Source organism: Arthrobacter sp. Y3221159 (assembly GCF_059089885.1).
Genome location: NZ_JBNHFC010000001.1, coordinates 421,390 through 436,641, shown reverse-complemented (window position 1 = coordinate 436,641; position 15,252 = coordinate 421,390). Strand labels below are relative to the sequence as shown.

General features: G+C 65.0%; 16 protein-coding genes and 1 pseudogene. 8 read left to right on the top strand and 9 right to left on the bottom strand.

The window, feature by feature from the left end:
- Positions 1-75: 75 nt before the first annotated feature.
- On the bottom strand, positions 76-690 hold the full coding sequence (gene sigE / locus AC5RT3_RS02065; protein WP_494008807.1) for an RNA polymerase sigma factor SigE: 615 nt from the start codon (positions 688-690) through the stop codon (positions 76-78).
- Between the two features lie 229 nt (positions 691-919).
- Between sigE and AC5RT3_RS02060 the strand changes: the two genes are divergently transcribed.
- Positions 920-1,552, top strand: coding sequence for an O-methyltransferase (locus AC5RT3_RS02060; RefSeq protein ID WP_494008808.1), 633 nt, complete (start codon positions 920-922; stop codon positions 1,550-1,552).
- 68 nt (positions 1,553-1,620) lie between these two features.
- Here the strand turns inward: AC5RT3_RS02060 and AC5RT3_RS02055 are convergent, their stop codons facing one another.
- The 4 genes from AC5RT3_RS02055 to AC5RT3_RS02040 form a co-directional block, all read right to left on the bottom strand.
- Complete coding sequence (locus tag AC5RT3_RS02055; protein ID WP_009357720.1) at positions 1,621-1,788, bottom strand: DUF3117 domain-containing protein; 168 nt, start codon at positions 1,786-1,788, stop codon at positions 1,621-1,623.
- A gap of 230 nt (positions 1,789-2,018) precedes the next feature.
- A complete protein-coding gene (locus AC5RT3_RS02050) occupies positions 2,019-3,299 on the bottom strand; it encodes a hypothetical protein (RefSeq protein ID WP_494050889.1) in 1,281 nt (426 codons plus the stop codon).
- On the bottom strand, positions 3,296-3,715 hold the full coding sequence (locus AC5RT3_RS02045) for a DivIVA domain-containing protein (protein WP_494123365.1): 420 nt from the start codon (positions 3,713-3,715) through the stop codon (positions 3,296-3,298). Before AC5RT3_RS02045 ends, AC5RT3_RS02050 begins: the two co-directional genes overlap by 4 nt.
- A 48-nt stretch (positions 3,716-3,763) precedes the next feature.
- Positions 3,764-4,546: an LOG family protein gene (locus AC5RT3_RS02040; RefSeq protein WP_494008811.1), complete on the bottom strand. Its 783-nt coding sequence runs from the start codon at positions 4,544-4,546 to the stop codon at positions 3,764-3,766.
- A gap of 103 nt (positions 4,547-4,649) precedes the next feature.
- Between AC5RT3_RS02040 and AC5RT3_RS02035 the strand changes: the two genes are divergently transcribed.
- The 4 genes from AC5RT3_RS02035 to AC5RT3_RS02020 all read left to right on the top strand — a co-directional run bounded on the left by AC5RT3_RS02035 (position 4,650) and on the right by AC5RT3_RS02020 (position 7,961).
- Positions 4,650-5,405, top strand: a complete 756-nt coding sequence (locus AC5RT3_RS02035) for an amino acid ABC transporter ATP-binding protein (RefSeq protein WP_494123364.1) — start codon at positions 4,650-4,652, stop codon at positions 5,403-5,405.
- Between the two features lie 86 nt (positions 5,406-5,491).
- Positions 5,492-6,379: a glutamate ABC transporter substrate-binding protein gene (locus AC5RT3_RS02030; RefSeq protein WP_494008813.1), complete on the top strand. Its 888-nt coding sequence runs from the start codon at positions 5,492-5,494 to the stop codon at positions 6,377-6,379.
- Between the two features lie 95 nt (positions 6,380-6,474).
- On the top strand, positions 6,475-7,125 hold the full coding sequence (locus AC5RT3_RS02025; RefSeq protein WP_494008814.1) for an amino acid ABC transporter permease: 651 nt from the start codon (positions 6,475-6,477) through the stop codon (positions 7,123-7,125).
- On the top strand, positions 7,122-7,961 hold the full coding sequence (locus tag AC5RT3_RS02020; protein ID WP_494123363.1) for an amino acid ABC transporter permease: 840 nt from the start codon (positions 7,122-7,124) through the stop codon (positions 7,959-7,961). The genes AC5RT3_RS02025 and AC5RT3_RS02020 overlap by 4 nt, the downstream gene beginning before the upstream one ends.
- A 64-nt stretch (positions 7,962-8,025) precedes the next feature.
- Here AC5RT3_RS02020 and dapE read toward each other — a convergent pair whose 3' ends face one another.
- Positions 8,026-9,213, bottom strand: a complete 1,188-nt coding sequence (dapE, locus tag AC5RT3_RS02015) for a succinyl-diaminopimelate desuccinylase (RefSeq protein ID WP_494123362.1) — start codon at positions 9,211-9,213, stop codon at positions 8,026-8,028.
- A 51-nt stretch (positions 9,214-9,264) separates the two neighbouring features.
- Between dapE and dapD the strand changes: the two genes are divergently transcribed.
- Both dapD and AC5RT3_RS02005 read left to right on the top strand, forming a co-directional pair.
- Positions 9,265-10,293 carry a 2,3,4,5-tetrahydropyridine-2,6-dicarboxylate N-succinyltransferase gene (gene dapD, locus AC5RT3_RS02010; RefSeq protein ID WP_494123361.1) on the top strand — a complete coding sequence of 343 codons (1,029 nt, stop codon included), beginning with the start codon at positions 9,265-9,267 and terminating at the stop codon, positions 10,291-10,293.
- 6 nt (positions 10,294-10,299) lie between these two features.
- Positions 10,300-11,151: a transglycosylase SLT domain-containing protein gene (locus tag AC5RT3_RS02005; RefSeq protein WP_494050895.1), complete on the top strand. Its 852-nt coding sequence runs from the start codon at positions 10,300-10,302 to the stop codon at positions 11,149-11,151.
- A gap of 37 nt (positions 11,152-11,188) precedes the next feature.
- Here AC5RT3_RS02005 and AC5RT3_RS02000 read toward each other — a convergent pair whose 3' ends face one another.
- Both AC5RT3_RS02000 and AC5RT3_RS01995 read right to left on the bottom strand, forming a co-directional pair.
- Entirely contained in the window at positions 11,189-11,800 is a 612-nt protein-coding gene (locus tag AC5RT3_RS02000; protein WP_494008819.1) for a hypothetical protein, read from the bottom strand.
- A gap of 94 nt (positions 11,801-11,894) precedes the next feature.
- A pseudogene (locus AC5RT3_RS01995) lies at positions 11,895-12,511 on the bottom strand (TetR/AcrR family transcriptional regulator).
- Between the two features lie 108 nt (positions 12,512-12,619).
- On the opposite strand from AC5RT3_RS01995, the gene galE reads away from it, so the two are divergent.
- Entirely contained in the window at positions 12,620-13,633 is a 1,014-nt protein-coding gene (gene galE / locus AC5RT3_RS01990; protein ID WP_494050897.1) for a UDP-glucose 4-epimerase GalE, read from the top strand.
- 245 nt (positions 13,634-13,878) lie between these two features.
- On the opposite strand, the gene AC5RT3_RS01985 is transcribed toward galE, so the two are convergent.
- Positions 13,879-15,165: a citrate synthase gene (locus AC5RT3_RS01985; protein ID WP_494123360.1), complete on the bottom strand. Its 1,287-nt coding sequence runs from the start codon at positions 15,163-15,165 to the stop codon at positions 13,879-13,881.
- Between the last annotated feature and the right edge of the window lie 87 nt (positions 15,166-15,252).

The following is a 15,252-nucleotide window of genomic DNA, read 5'->3' as shown; positions in this document are numbered from 1 at the left end:
TCCTGGCACTCCGAAAGATGGCCGGGGGTTCTCTGGTGCCTGCCGCCGAGAGGGAAACGGGACCTCATGCGCCGATCAGAGGATGCCCGCTATGCGCGGCATGGAAAGCTTGCGCCGCGTCTGCTGCGGACGCGGGTCCCGGTGGGCAAGCTTTTCCCGCAGCATGGTGCGGCCGCGGTGGATGCGGGACCGGACGGTTCCGAGCTTCACGCCGAGCGCCTCCGCTACCTCGTCGTAAGAGAGCCCCTCCAGGTCGCACAGGACCACGGCGGCCCGGAAGTCCGGCGGCAGTTCTTCCAGCGCGGCCTGGACGTCCAGGTCCAGGTTGTTCAGCTCAAAACTCTGCTCCGGTCCCGGCTCTCGCCCCGGCAGGCGCGACTCCGCGTCTTCGGCCAGCGCATCGAACCGGATGCGGGTCTTGCGCCGCGCCTGGTCGAGGAACAGGTTGGTGGTGATGCGGTGCAGCCAGCCGTCGAGTGTTCCAGGCTTGAAGTTGTCCAGCGACCGGAACACACGGACGAACACCTCCTGGGTGAGGTCTTCGGCGTCGAACTTGTTGCCGGTCAGGCGGTAGGCAAGCCGGTACACTTTGGCCGAGTGGTTGGTGACTACCTCTTCCCAGGTGGGACGGACCCACTCGGTGTCGGGATTGTTTGTTGCAGGGACAGGTGCCACAACTGAAGATGACATCGTCCACTCCCCTCGTGGAATGCTAACGCCCGGATACTGTTGACATCACTGATTCGGCGCCGATCACCTTTTGGATGAGCGGATAATAATCATTTCAAACTTGGCTGGGAATTTCCTGACTGCCGGACATTTCAGCCGTGGGCGCAACAGCCCGGTTCCACTGCCGTTTCGCCCGGACACAGTAGGCTGTAGGAGACATTCCCCCCTTCCGCCCAGAAAGCGAATATTCATGAGCGCCGACAAGTCCATCAGCTGGTCCTATGCAGAAGATCTGCCCGCTGAGGATGAGGTCATGCTTCGGGCACGGGAGCGCTCCTTCGAACTGGGGGTCACTGCCATCGGGCCGGGAGTCGGTGCTGTCCTCACCGTCCTCGCTGCCGCCTCCAAGGCGCAGACCGCCGTCGAAATCGGCACCGGCGCAGGGGTGTCCGGCGTATGCCTCCTTCGCGGGCTGGGGCCGCAGGCAGTCCTTACCACCATCGACGTCGACGTCGAACACCTCAAGGCTGCCCGTGAGGCTTTCACTGAGGCCGGCAGCCCCGCCAACCGCACCCGGACCATTTCGGGCCGCGCCGGTGACGTGCTGCCGCGGCTGACGGACGCGGCCTACGACCTGGTGTTCATTGACGCGGACAAGCCGGGCCTGCCCGGATACGTGGAGCAGGCCATCCGGCTCCTGAAGCGGTCCGGACTGCTGATCATCAACGATGCGCTGGACAAGGACAAAGTGGCGAATCCGGCCGGACGTGAGGCAACCACGGTGGTCCTCCGGCAGGTGGGTAAGGCCATCCGCGATGACGAACGGCTGGCCTCGGCAATGCTTCCCACCGGAGACGGCCTGCTGGTGGCCGTCAAGAAATAACGTCCGGGGCAGACCCAAAGGAAAGGACAGGGTCCGCAGCCCGGAGCTGCGGACCCTGTCCGGCACGATTATTCGGTAACGCCTACCAGGCATTCCTTGAGGTTTGCCGCTTCGGCAGCGTTCAGTTCGACCACAAGGCGCCCGCCGCCTTCGAGCGGGACGCGCATGATCAGGCTGCGGCCCTCCTTGGTGACTTCCATTGGGCCGTCGCCGGTGCGTGGTTTCATCGCCGCCATGAGGAATTCCCCTCCAATTTGTCCCAGGACTGATCAGCCCGGGCGGGCTGTGTCCGCATGTCGATCAAGCCGCTATGGCGGGTTGCTTTTACCGCCAAGGCTGCGCGTATTCTGAATGCTTTTTGTCCTTGCTTACTTATCATTATCGCGGAATTACCCGCACGTAGCTAATCGATGGACATTTTCGGTATGCCTATATTCCCGTCCTGACCTGCAGGGAGTTTCCGGAACTAGGGCGGGTAGTCGCCGCCGCCCGGCAATGGCGCCCAGGCCCACAGCCAGACGATCCATACGATCTGGAGCAGCAGGAACATGGTGACCACCGTGCCCCGGTAGGCCCTTGACCTGGACAGCAGCACCGCCCCGAGCGCCAGCGGAAACAGCGGAAGCAGCATGCGGAAGGTACTGGTTTGGGGATGCAGGAATGCCAGAAGGTAGCCCATGTAGGAGGCGCACCACAGCCGGAGTTCGACGCCGAGGCGCACCACGGGCGGAAGGAACAGCATCAGCCCGAACAGGGCAACGAAAACAAATGGCGCCAGGAGCCCGAGCACAGGACCGAAAAGGTCGACGCCGGTATCGAACCACGGCTTGAACGGCACCAGGTCGTGTCCCCGCCAGGCCGTTTCGGTCTTGGTGTAGGCCCCGAAGTCGCCGGTCGCGGCCCACGCCGCTGCCGGCCAGGCCAGGGCCGCCACTCCTGCAACGGCCGTCAGGACAGCCAGCGCCGCCAGGTCCCCCGCGGAGTGCGCTTCCCCTGCACTTCCGGGTGAATTCGCTCCGCGGAAACGCCCGGAGAGGGGAAACCGCTGCAGGAACCGGAAGCACAGTACCAGCCCAAGCATGAGCGCGAAGGGAACGCCCACGGGACGCGACAGGCAGAGCAGCACCACCACCGGAACCGCCCACAGGTACTGCCGGCGCACCACCAGCAGCAAGGCGCCCGCCAGGAGCAGCAGGGACAGCGACTCCGCGTACGGCACCTGCAGCACTGCCGATACCGGGAACGTGGCGAAGAAGGCAACACCCCAGAGCGCAGCCACGTGGGGGGCCCTGTGGCGGAACAGGGTGTAGACCAGCAGTGCCGCTCCCCAGCCGGCCAGCATGGCAATGACGGTGAGTGAGGCAGCCGGGCTCAGTCCCGTGAGGCGCCCCAACCCTCCTGCGAGTGCGGGAAACAGGGGGTAGAAAGCCCAGGCGTTTTGCTGCACATCGCCGGTGGTGTCTGTGGGAAGGAGCGACGGATAGCCGTTGGCGATCACCTCGCCATACCACCGGGCGTCCCAGATGTTGATGAAGTTCCAGTAGTCCGGCTTGGCCGCGAACCAGGGGTTGGGCCCCTGGTGGAGTGCGGCCGCCATGAAGATGCAGGCGCTGGCCAGCCTGGCACTGACGTAGATGGCAGACACCTGGACCCACCAGGGCCAGCTGCGCATGGCTACTCCGGCCCGGCCCGCGAGCGCGTGGGCGGAAGAAGCGATGCCCGTCCTGCGCCGGGCCACGGTACTCACAGGCTGCCCTCCCCGGAAGTGGCCTTCCCGCCGTCGGGCGCTCCGGCGGACCCGCCGTCGTCCAGTCCCCCGTCGCTGGCGCGCGGATGCTGCTCACATGCCTGCAACCGGGCGCGCAGCTCCTGCACCTCCTGCTGCGTGGCTGCCAGCTGGTCGCGCAGCTCGTCCAGGACCTGGTCCACCTGGTCCATCCTGTAGCCCCGAAGGCCCAGCGAGAAGCGGACGCGGTCCACATCCTCGGGGCCGGCACCGGCCGGCAAAAGCACCGGGGGAAGATTGGCGGGCGGTTGCTCGAACCCGCCGTCCAGCAGCCCTGGCAACGGCCGGTCACCGGCACCACTGGCACGGCGCCCCAGGCTGGCCCAGGCAACTGCCCCCACCAGCACTATGGCAAGGAAAACCAGAAAGAAGCTCACTGTTCCATCGTGCCAGACCGGGCCCGCCGTACCGGACTGCTTGGAAAGCTACTCCGGCCGCTGCTCGCCGTTCAGGGACGGCGTAATGCCCGCCTGCAGGACGCGGTTCACGGCTTCGGCGGGATCGTCCACGAGCTGGATCAGGTCCAGGTCCTTTTCGGAAACCATTCCTTCGGCCACCAGGGTTCCGCGGATCCAGTCGATCATGGGGCCCCAGAATTCGACGCCGAGCAGCACGATGGGGAAGGACGTCACCTTCCGGGTCTGCACCAGCACCATGGCCTCGAACAGTTCGTCAAGGGTTCCCAGGCCGCCGGGGAGCACGATGAACCCCTGGGCATACTTGACGAACATGGTCTTGCGGGCAAAGAAGTACCGGAAGTTGATGCCCAGGTCCACCCACTGGTTCAGGCCCTGCTCGAAGGGAAGCTCAATCCCCAGCCCCACGGAAACGCCGTTGCCTTCAACCGTGCCCCGGTTGGCGGCCTCCATGGATCCGGGTCCCCCGCCCGTGATGACGGCGACGCCGGCCTCCGCCAGCTTCCGGCCGACCTCGACGCCCATCTCGTAGTAGGCGCTGCCCGGTTTGGTGCGGGCCGATCCGAAGACGCTCACCGCCTTGCCGATGTCCGCCAGCGCACCGAACCCCTCGACGAACTCGCTTTGGATTCTCAGGACACGCCACGGATCCGTATGAACGAACTGCCCGGGCCCCTTGGTATCAAGCAGATGCTGGTCCGACATTTCCACCGCTGCCTGCTTGCGGCGCAGTTCGAGGGGCCCCTTACGGCGCGGCTGGGAGTTCTTGGCCGGATCTGCGTTGATGCTCATTCCCCTAGGCTAACCTCCCGCGGCAGGTATCTCTTGAATCACGATCCGCAGGAAGTTGGGGTGATTCCCGTCATAAGGACCCGCAGTTCGCTAGATTCTTCCTATGACTACTCTTGTGCCCGGCGATACCCTCGTTTCCCTGCAGGCCGTCAATAAGCATTACGGCCAGTTGCACGTTTTGAAGGACATTAATCTGCAGGTCCGCAAGGGCGAGGTCGTTGTGGTCATCGGTCCTTCCGGCTCCGGCAAGTCCACTCTGTGCCGCGCCATCAACCGGCTTGAGACCATCGAGGGCGGGACCATCAGCATTGATGGGAAGGTGCTTCCGGAGGAGGGCAAGGAACTCGCCCAGCTCCGTGCCGACGTCGGAATGGTTTTCCAGTCGTTCAACCTTTTCGCACACAAGACCATCCTGGAGAACGTCACCCTCGGCCCCATCAAAGTCAAGGGTGTCGCCAAGGCCACCGCGGACAAGGACGCCATGGCGCTCCTGGAACGCGTGGGCGTGGGGCATCAGGCGCCCAAGCTGCCGGCCCAGCTCTCCGGCGGCCAGCAGCAGCGCGTCGCCATCGCCCGTGCCCTGGCCATGAAGCCCAAGGTGATGCTCTTCGACGAGCCCACCTCGGCACTGGACCCCGAGATGATCAACGAAGTCCTGGATGTCATGATCCAGCTCGCCAAGGAAGGCATGACCATGATCGTGGTCACCCACGAGATGGGCTTCGCCCGCAAGGCCGCGGACCGCGTTGTCTTCATGGCGGACGGCCAGATCGTCGAGGACGCCACCCCGGAGGAGTTCTTCACGAACCCGAAGAGCGACCGGGCCAAGGACTTCCTGTCCAAGCTCCTAACGCACTGAAACACGTTCGCCACTCAACAACCCGAACAATCACACTCAAGTTCGCACCCAGGCCGTGACCCACGGCCACCAATGAAAGGAATGTCATGAAGGCATTTATGACCCGGCGGAAGTCATTCTTCGTGGCGGCTACCGCTGCCGTCGCCCTGTCCCTGAGCGCCTGTGGCGGCGGCGACGCCGGAACCACCAGCGATCCGACCGTGGCCGAAACGCCCACCTTCGCCCCCGGCACCACCATGGAGAAGCTTTCTTCCGCCGGAACCATCAAGATCGGCACCAAGTTCGACCAGCCGCTCTTCGGCCAGGTGGGCCTTGACGGCAAACCGGTGGGCTTCGACGTCGAAATTGGAAAGCTAATTGCAGCAGAGCTGGGCATTGCCGCGGACAAGATTGAATGGTCCGAGACCGTCTCCGCCAACCGCGAACCCTTCATCGAGCAAGGCAGGGTCGACCTGGTCATCGCCACCTACACCATCAACGACAAGCGCAAGCAGGTTGTTGACTTCGCCGGCCCCTACTACGAAGCCGGCCAGGCCCTGATGGTCAACAAGGACAACGACACCATCAAGACCCCCGAGGACGTCAAGGGCAAGAAGGTTTGCTCCGTGACGGGTTCCACCCCCGCTGCCACCATCGTGGATCAGTACGGTGCGGAGCTGGTCCCCGCCGCCACCTACTCCGCGTGCCTGGAGCCGCTGCGCAACAAGCAGGTTGAAGCCGTCACCACCGACAACGTGATCCTCGCCGGCTTCGTGGACAAGGAACCGGACGCCTTCAAGCTCGCCTCGGACGAAACCTTCACCAAGGAGCCCTACGGCATCGGCCTGAAGAAGGGCGACACGGAGTTCCGTAACTGGATCAATGACCAGCTGGAGAAATTCGAAGAGAACGGGTCCTACGAGAAGGCCTGGGAGGCCACTGCAGGTTCAGTCATCAAGACCGCGCCCGATCTGCCCACGCTTGACCGCTACTAAGGCAAACAAGCGTTGCCGGGGTTGCCGGGGCCGGTTCGCCGGCCCCGGCAACTTTCCGCCTTCCCTCCCGTCCACGCCGACAGCCGAAGGATCCTATGGACGTCATTCTTGAAAACCTGCCCCTGTACTGGGAAGGCTTTCTCCGCACCCTATTCCTTTCAGCAGTATCCGGGATCATCGCTTTGGTACTCGGTACCCTTCTTGCGGCCGCCAGGGTTTCGCCGGTAGCAGCGTTGCGCGGTTTCAGCACCGTCTACGTGGAGGTTCTCCGGAACACGCCGCTCACCATCGCGTTCTTTTTTGCCGCCGTCGTCCTTCCGCGGCTTGGCGTGACCTTCGAACAGTTCGAAGTCGCGGCCATCATTGCCCTCAGCACCTACACCGCTGCGTTCATCGCCGAAGCTGTCCGCTCAGGTGTAAACAGCGTCCCGGTCGGCCAGGCCGAAGCCGCCCGCAGTATCGGCATGAAGTTTGGGCAGGTCCTGAACCTCATCATCCTCCCCCAGGCGCTGAGGACAGTGATCCCGCCGCTCATCAATATCCTGATCGCCCTGGTGAAGAACTCCTCCGTAGCGGGTGCGTTCTTTGTCCTTGAACTGTTCGGCTACGGCCGCCAGCTGGCCAACGCCAACGGCGACGCCGTGATCGCCGTACTGCTGGGCACCGCATTCTTCTATCTGCTCCTCACCGTTCCGCTGGGCATCCTGGCCAGCACGGTGGAACGAAAGGTGGCAATTGCCCGATGAGTTCAGTCCTTTACGACGTCCCCGGACCGAAAGCCCGGCGGATCTCCCTGATCGGCTCCATAGCCGGTTCCCTCCTGATCCTGGGCCTGCTGGCGTGGATCATCATGACCCTTGGCCAGCAGGGCATCTTTGAAGGCCGCCGCTGGCAGATTTTCACCCGGGCGGACGTCTGGACGCTCCTGGCCAATGGCCTCGGCGCGACCCTCAGCGCTGCCGCCCTCGCAGCGGTTATCGCCTTCCCCCTGGGACTGGTGCTCTGCCTGCTGCGCATATCAGACTCGGCCTTTATCCGGGTCCCGGTGAGGGTGGTTCTGGAGTTCCTCCGCGGCATGCCCGTGGTCCTGATGATGCTGTTCGTCCTCCTGGGCTTCGGCACCTCCCCGTTCATCGCCGTCGTGACGGGCCTTGTCCTATATAACGCGGCGGTGTTTGCCGAAATTATCCGCGCAGGCATTCAGTCTCTGCCCCGCGGGCAGCGCGAAGCGGGCTTGGCCATCGGCCTCACCAGCTTCAAGTCGCGCATGCTCATCGAGCTTCCGCAGGCCATCCGCCGGATGATGCCATCCCTGGTGGCACAGATGGTGGTGCTCCTGAAGGACACCTCGCTCGGCTACATCGTGGCATACGGCGAGCTGCTGCGCGCCGTGCAGGTGATGGCGGACTTCCTGGGCACGCAGTTCCTGTTCCCCATCTTCTTTGTTGCCGCGGCAATCTATATCGCCATCAACATCCTCGTGTCCAGGCTTGCCGTCTGGATCGAGCGCCGCGGCTCCAAGAAGGCAGCCGGAGGTGTCGCCAAGGCTGAACCTGAAAAGGCCGAAGCCCCAATTCCCTAACGGTTCCAAACGAAATGGCCCGGACCAGCAGGTCCGGGCCATTCCCGTTTAACCCGGAAGGCTTCTATCGCGCGCTTGGCCCCGCCAGCCAATCCTGCAAGGCCGCGAGGCATCTGCGGATGGCGTCGGCATGGACGTGCTCATTGTCCTTGTGCGCCAGCAGCGCATCCCCGGGGCCGAAGTTCACTGCCGGAATGCCCAGCTCACTGAAGCGTGCGACGTCGGTCCAGCCGTATTTCGGCTTGGGTTCGCCTCCCACAGCGGCAATAAAGGAGGCCGCGGCCGGATGCTGGAGTCCCGGCCGGGCGCCTGCCGCGGCGTCGGTACGGACAACGTTGAAGCCCTCCAGCAGGCCGCGCACCACCGCTTCTGCCTGGTCGGGCGTCTTGTCCGGGGCAAACCGGTAGTTGATCTCCACCACGCACCGGTCCGGGATGACGTTGCCGGCGGTTCCCCCGTTGATCCTCACGGCGTTGAGGCTTTCGCGGTAATCAAGGCCGTCAACCGTGATGGTCTGCGGTTCGTAGGCTGCCAGCCGGGCGAGGATGGGCGCCGCGGCGTGGATGGCGTTGCTGCCCATCCACGCCCGGGCCGAGTGTGCCGCCTCCCCCACGGTTGTTGCTTCGAAGCGGCTGGTACCGTTGCAGCCGCCTTCCACGGTGCCGTCCGTGGGTTCCAGCAGTATGGCAAAGTCACCGTGCAGCAGCGGCCCGTGATTGCGGACCAGGCGGCCCAGGCCGCTCTTCACCGCTTCCACTTCCTCGTTGTCGTAGAAGACGAACGTGACGTCCCGCCCGGGCTGAGCGCCGCCGTCGAACATGGTTGCTGCCAGTGCAAGCTGCACCGCAACGCCGCCCTTCATGTCGGTGGCACCGCGGCCGTACAGGACCCCCTCGCCCGGGACGCCGGACTCCCAGGTGCAAGGCACCGTGCCTTTCGCGCCCTCGGCAAGCGGCAGCGGGACGGTGTCGAGGTGCCCGGCCAGGATGACCCGCTCGGAATGCCCCAGCTCGGTGCGGGCGATGATGGCATCACCGTCGCGGACAACGGTGAGCTGGGGGATCTGCAGGAGGGCCGCTTCGACAGCGTCCGCGAGTTCTTTCTCGTTCCCGGAGACGCTGTCTATGTCCATGATGGCCGCGGTCAGCAGCGCGACGTCCTGCCGCAGATCCAGCCGGGGTGGCACAACTTGCCGGCTGGATTCCTTGGTAGAGAGGGTGGAAGCGGGGTCCGGAGCGGTTTCGGCAGTCACGAAGCCAGTCTAGTTCGAACCCGGAGCCCTGCCCTCGATAGACTGGAGCACATGACTGAGACCGCTTCTTCCGCCGTGCCCGAAACCCTGAACTCCCCCACCGACGAACGCTCCGCCTATGGCTTCGGCGTGGCCACCATCGCCACCGCCAACGGCGAGGCAACGGTGCTGGACGTCTGGTTCCCCGCACCGGCCCTCGGCGTTGCCGCCGAAAACCTGCGTTCAGTGGAGAACGCCGACGAGGCCCTGACGCAGATCGCGGAAAACGGCACCGACGAGGACCGCGGCACAGAGCAGAAAGTGGTCTTCGTCCAGGTCAACCTCGACGAGGCTCCTGCCGACACAGCCGACGCCTACCTCCGGCTCCACCTGCTCTCACACCGCCTCGTCCGGCCCAACACCATCAACCTGGAGGGCATCTTCGGCAAGCTGCCCAACGTCGTCTGGACAAACTTCGGCCCCGCCGCAGTGGAGGGCTTCGAATTGACCCGCGCCCGGCTCCGCCGCCGCGGCCCCGTCACGGTCTATGGCATCGACAAATTCCCGCGCATGGTGGACTACGTGGTCCCCCCCGGTGTCCGCATCGCCGACGCCGACCGCGTCCGCCTCGGCGCCCACCTCGCCGCCGGCACCACGGTCATGCACGAAGGCTTCGTGAACTTCAACGCCGGAACACTGGGCACCTCCATGGTGGAGGGCCGCATTTCCGCAGGCGTTGTCACCGGTGACGGCAGCGACGTGGGCGGCGGCGCCTCCATCATGGGCACGCTCTCAGGCGGCGGCAAGGAAAAGATCACCATTGGCGAGCGGGTGCTGTTGGGCGCCAACTCCGGCGTCGGAATCAGCATTGGTGACGACTCCGTGGTGGAGGCCGGACTGTACGTGACAGCAGGAACCCGCGTCCGGGTACCGGGTCCCAAGGACGAGGTGGGTGAGGACACCACCAAGATCGTGAAGGCCGCGGAACTCTCCGGGGTCCCCAACCTGCTGTTCCGCCGCAACTCCACCACCGGTGCCGTGGAGGTCCTTCCCCGCGAGGGCCAGACGGTGGAACTGAACGACGCCCTCCACGCCAACTGACTTCCGGTGGCACGCAGACGCGGCCTGCACCGCCTGGCGGTGCTCCTGCTGGTCCTCGCCCTGGTGGTCGGCGGCATCTACTCGGCTGTGTTCTTCGTGCAGCGCTCCGAGACCCTCGTCTCGGAGCGCTGCACTGCCGTGGTCGGCGAGCGGAGGGCTGAGCTGGCTCCCGACCAGGCCGTCTATGCCTCGCTGATCACCGCCGTCGCGGTCCAGCGCGGGCTGCCGCCGCGGGCGGCAAGCATTGCCCTGGCCACGGCCATGCAGGAGTCCAAGCTGCGGAACATCGGCCACGGCGACCAGGCCGGTCCGGATTCACGGGGGCTGTTCCAGCAGCGGCCGTCGCAGGGCTGGGGCACTGAGGAACAGGTCATGGACCCCTACTACGCCGTCAACGCCTTCTATGACGCGCTGGTCCGGATTCCGGGCTACGAAACCATGGAAATCACCGACGCCGCGCAGCAGGTCCAGCGTTCCGCGTACCCCACCGCCTACGCCCAGCACGAGGACATGGGCAGGTTTTTCGCCTCGGGCCTGTCCGGCCAGACACCGCAGGCTGTGCACTGCACGCTGCGTTCCACCGAATCAGCCGGTGACGCCCCAGCTGTCTCCGCCGAACTGGACCGTGCCTATGGTTTCCTGGGCAGCAAGGTTGAGGGGCAAACCGTGGTGGTGGAAGCCACCGGCAGCCAGGCCTGGTCCGTGGCGCACTGGGCGGTGGCAAACGCCAAGGGCCTGGAGGTAACCCAGGTGGAAGTGGCAGGACGCAGCTGGGACCGCGCGGAACGCAACGGCTGGCAGGAATCTGCGGCCCCCGAGGGCGAGGTCCGGATCACCGTGGCGGCGCAGGACGCGTGAAGCTCCAGCCGCTCCGGCTAAACTTCGGCCACCCCGGCTAAACGAGAATTTCGACCACGGGCTGCACGTAACTCCGGAAGAGCTCCGGCTGGCTCATGAGCTTGCGGCTCATGATGATCTTGTCCGGTTCCAGGTACCACGCGCGGTCCTCGTTGAGCGGCAGCTCAATGATGCTCAGCGTGAAGTCTCGTGAATCCCGGCCCACCTCCAGGAGCCGGTCATCCACCATGTCCTCCAGCAGCTGGTTGGTTCCGCTGGCAACCCGTTCCGCCTCCAGCTCCGCGTATTCGCTCCGCCGTTCACGGGCCCAGGTGAGGGCTGCGCCAAAATGTGCCTGCAGGACGCGCTGGAGTGCCGGTGAGTTGCCAAACGCCGCGAAGTCGGGCGGCGTGAGTTCGGGCGAAGTCTGGGGATAGGCCTTGAGGAGCTGCTCCCACCACGCCTCCCACTCCGTCTTGAGGGCACTGATGCCGCCCACGTCAGCCGTCAGGTGTGTATGGTCGGCGGGACGGATCTTGGGCGAGGCATGCGACAGTGCCGGGTGGCCGGCGCCGTTCAGTCCAGCGGTATCGCGGACGTACAGTGCGATCATCATGGGCCCGGACGTGTCCGTGGTGATCCGCCAGCCTGTACCCGTTGCCTGATGCATCCCAAATCCCTTCCCTGACGCGCCTCTGCCGGGTCTGGTGATCCGGTTCTGCGCCCTCTCCCGGCTATCAGTCTATTCCCGCTCCCTGCCCACGTTAACGCCCCTGGGCTTCCAACCCGTCAAGGTGCCGCTCCAAAACGCCGCCGACAATCTGCGCGGTTATCCACCCGGGGTGGAGCAGGGCGTGCAGGCACAGCCCGTCCAGGGTGGCCAGCAGGCGCTCGGCTTCCAGCACCAGGCTGTCTTCCGCTTCCCCCTCCGGCACCAGAGTGGCCACCACTTGGCCAATGATGGCGGCCACTTCCCGGTGGCTCCGGTCCGCAACCGGGGCGAGGAAAGGCCTGATCCTGGCGGCGTTGCGGAAGGCCAGCCAGGCACAGGCGTCGAGTGCCCGCGCCTCGTCCAGGGGCAGGGCGCCGCCAAGCAAGGCCAGTACCGCCGCTCGCTGCCCGGTGCTGCCGTGGGCCGCCGCCGTGAGGTGCGCCGCGCCGTTTCGCTCCGCCCCACGATGCGGTCCACCACTGTGCCGAAGGAGTAGGCGAGCAATTCGTCACTGTTGGCGAAGTAGTGCCGCACGGAGCCGACGGCCAGGCCGGCCTCGTCCGCAACTTCTCGAAGCGATGCCCGTTCCAGCCCGTCCACTGCGATGATCCGCAGGACCGCTTCCACAACATCCTGGCGGCGGGCATGGGCGTCCACGATTTTAGGCATCCCTCTTATGTAGCACAGTTGTGCTTCCAAGATTGGCTGGGCCGACCTGGCCTGCCCGGCATCCGGAACGCGACGGCGGCAGTACGTCCCGTGGGATAGCGTGGAGGCATGAAGATTCTGGTTACCGGGGGCACCGGTTACATCGGTTCCCACACTGTTCTTTCCCTGCAGGAAGCCGGCCATGACGTGGTGGTCATGGACAACCTGGTCAACTCCAGCGAAGAGTCCCTGCGCCGGGTGGCCGAACTCAGCGGCAAGGCCGCCGAATTCCACCAGGTCGACCTGGTGGACGAAGCCGCCGTGGAACGTGTCTTCGCCGGCAGCGCCATCGACGCCGTCATCCACTTCGCCGGCCTGAAGGCCGTGGGGGAATCAGTCCAGGAACCGCTGAAGTACTACTACAACAACCTGGTGGGCACCCTGAACCTGATCCGGGTCATGGAGCGGCACGACGTCCGCTCCTTCGTGTTCAGCTCCTCCGCGACCGTCTACGGCGAGCACAACCCCATCCCGTACGTCGAGAAAATGGAAATCGGCGCCAACAACCCCTACGGCCGCACCAAAGAACAGATCGAGGACATCCTCTCCGACCTCGGCGCCGCGGACCCGCGCTGGCACATAGCACTGCTGCGCTACTTCAACCCCGTCGGCGCCCATCCCTCCGGCCGGATCGGCGAAGACCCGCAGGGCATCCCCAACAACCTCGTCCCGTTCATCGCCCAGGTCGCCGTCGGCCGGCGCGAGAAGCTGATGGTCTTCGGCGGCGACTACGACACCCCGGACGGCACCTGCCTGCGCGACTACATCCACGTGGTGGACCTCGCCCAAGGCCACGTCGCAGCCCTGAACCACGTCGCAGACCGCGCCGGCGTCTTCCGCTGGAACCTGGGCTCCGGCAAGGGCTCTTCCGTCCTGGAAGTCCTGCGCTCCTTCGAGAAGGCAGTCGGCAAGCCCATCCCCTACGAAATCACCGCCCGCCGCGCCGGGGACCTGCCCGCCTTCTGGGCAGACGCCACCTCGGCACTGGCCGACCTCAGCTGGTCCACCACCAAAACCGTAGACGAAATGTGCGAAGACCACTGGCGCTGGCAAAAGAACAACCCCAACGGCTACATGTCCTGATTTCGCAGCCCCACTTACCCCAGCACAACGAAACGGCCGCCCACCTGGAGAGGTGGGCGGCCGCCGTCTTAATGGGCCCACAGCGGCGAGGGACCCGAACCGAGCTTGCGAGGTTTGGGAGCCGGTGGATGGGCCCACACCGGCGAGGGACCCGAACCGAGCTTGCGAGGTTTGGGAGCCGGCGGATGGGCCCACACCGGCGAGGGACCCGAACCGAGCTTGCGAGGTTTGGGAGCCGGTGGGGACTAGCGTGCCGGGTAGTCCCGGGCCGGTTCGCCGATGTAGAGCTGGCGCGGACGGCCGATCTTGGTGTTGGGATCGCTGATCATTTCCCGCCACTGGGCGATCCAGCCGGGCAGGCGTCCGATGGCGAACAGAACGGTGAACATCTTCTCCGGGAAGCCCATGGCCTTGTAGATCAGGCCGGTGTAGAAGTCCACGTTCGGGTAGAGCTTGCGCTGGATGAAGTAATCATCGTTGAGCGCCTTCTCTTCCAGGCGGAGGGCGATGTCCAGCAGTTCGTCGTTGCCGCCGAGCTTGCTGAGGATCTCGTGCGCGGTGGCCTTGACGATCTTGGCGCGCGGATCGTAGTTCTTGTAGACGCGGTGCCCGAAGCCCATGAGGCGGACGCCGTCTTCCTTGTTCTTGACCTTCTCCATGTAGTCCTCGGGCTTGAGGCCCTCGGCCTGGATCTGGCGGAGCATCTTCAGCACGGCTTCGTTGGCACCGCCGTGGGCCGGACCGAAGAGGGCGTTGATGCCTGCCGAGACGGAGGCGAAAAGGTTGGCGTTGGACGAGCCCACCAGGCGAACGGTGGAGGTGGAGCAGTTCTGCTCGTGGTCCGCATGCAGGATCAGGAGCAGGTCCAGGGCCTTGGCCACAATTGGATCAACTTCGTACTGCTCGGCCGGCAGGCCAAAGCTCAGGCGCAGGAAGTTCTCCACCAGGTTGTGGGAGTTGTCCGGGTACAGCATGGGCTGGCCGATGGACTTCTTGTGCGCGTAGGCGGCGATGACCGGCAGCTTGGCCATGAGCCGGATGGTGGATACTTCCACCTGCTCGGCGTTGAACGGATCCAGCGAGTCCTGATAGAACGTGGACAGCGCGGACACGGCGGAGGACAGGACGGGCATCGGGTGGGCGTCGCGCGGGAATCCGCCGAAGAAGCCCTTCAATTCCTCATGCAGCAGGGTGTGGCGGCGGATCTTCTGGTCGAACTCTTCCAGCTCCGTGGGGGTGGGCAGGTTGCCGTAGATCAGGAGGTAGGACACCTCGAGGAAGCTGGAGTGCTCCGCCAACTGCTCGATGGGGTATCCGCGGTAGCGCAGGATGCCCGCATCGCCATCGATGTAGGTGATGGCCGAGGTGGTTGCCGCGGTGTTCATGAAGCCGGGGTCAAAGGTGACTGCACCCGTCTGCTTCAGCAGCTTGGAAACGTCGAATCCTTCGTTTCCTTCAATAACCGGGATGCGCGGGAGCTTGAGCTCGCCACCTGCATGCAGCAGGGTCGCAGCGTTGTTGGTCTCAGTCATGGAGTCCCCTTCATGAGGCTTCTGGGCCTCTGTCGAAAGCTTGATCCAATATCAGGTGAGCCGCGCACTGACCCTGAGGACACAGGT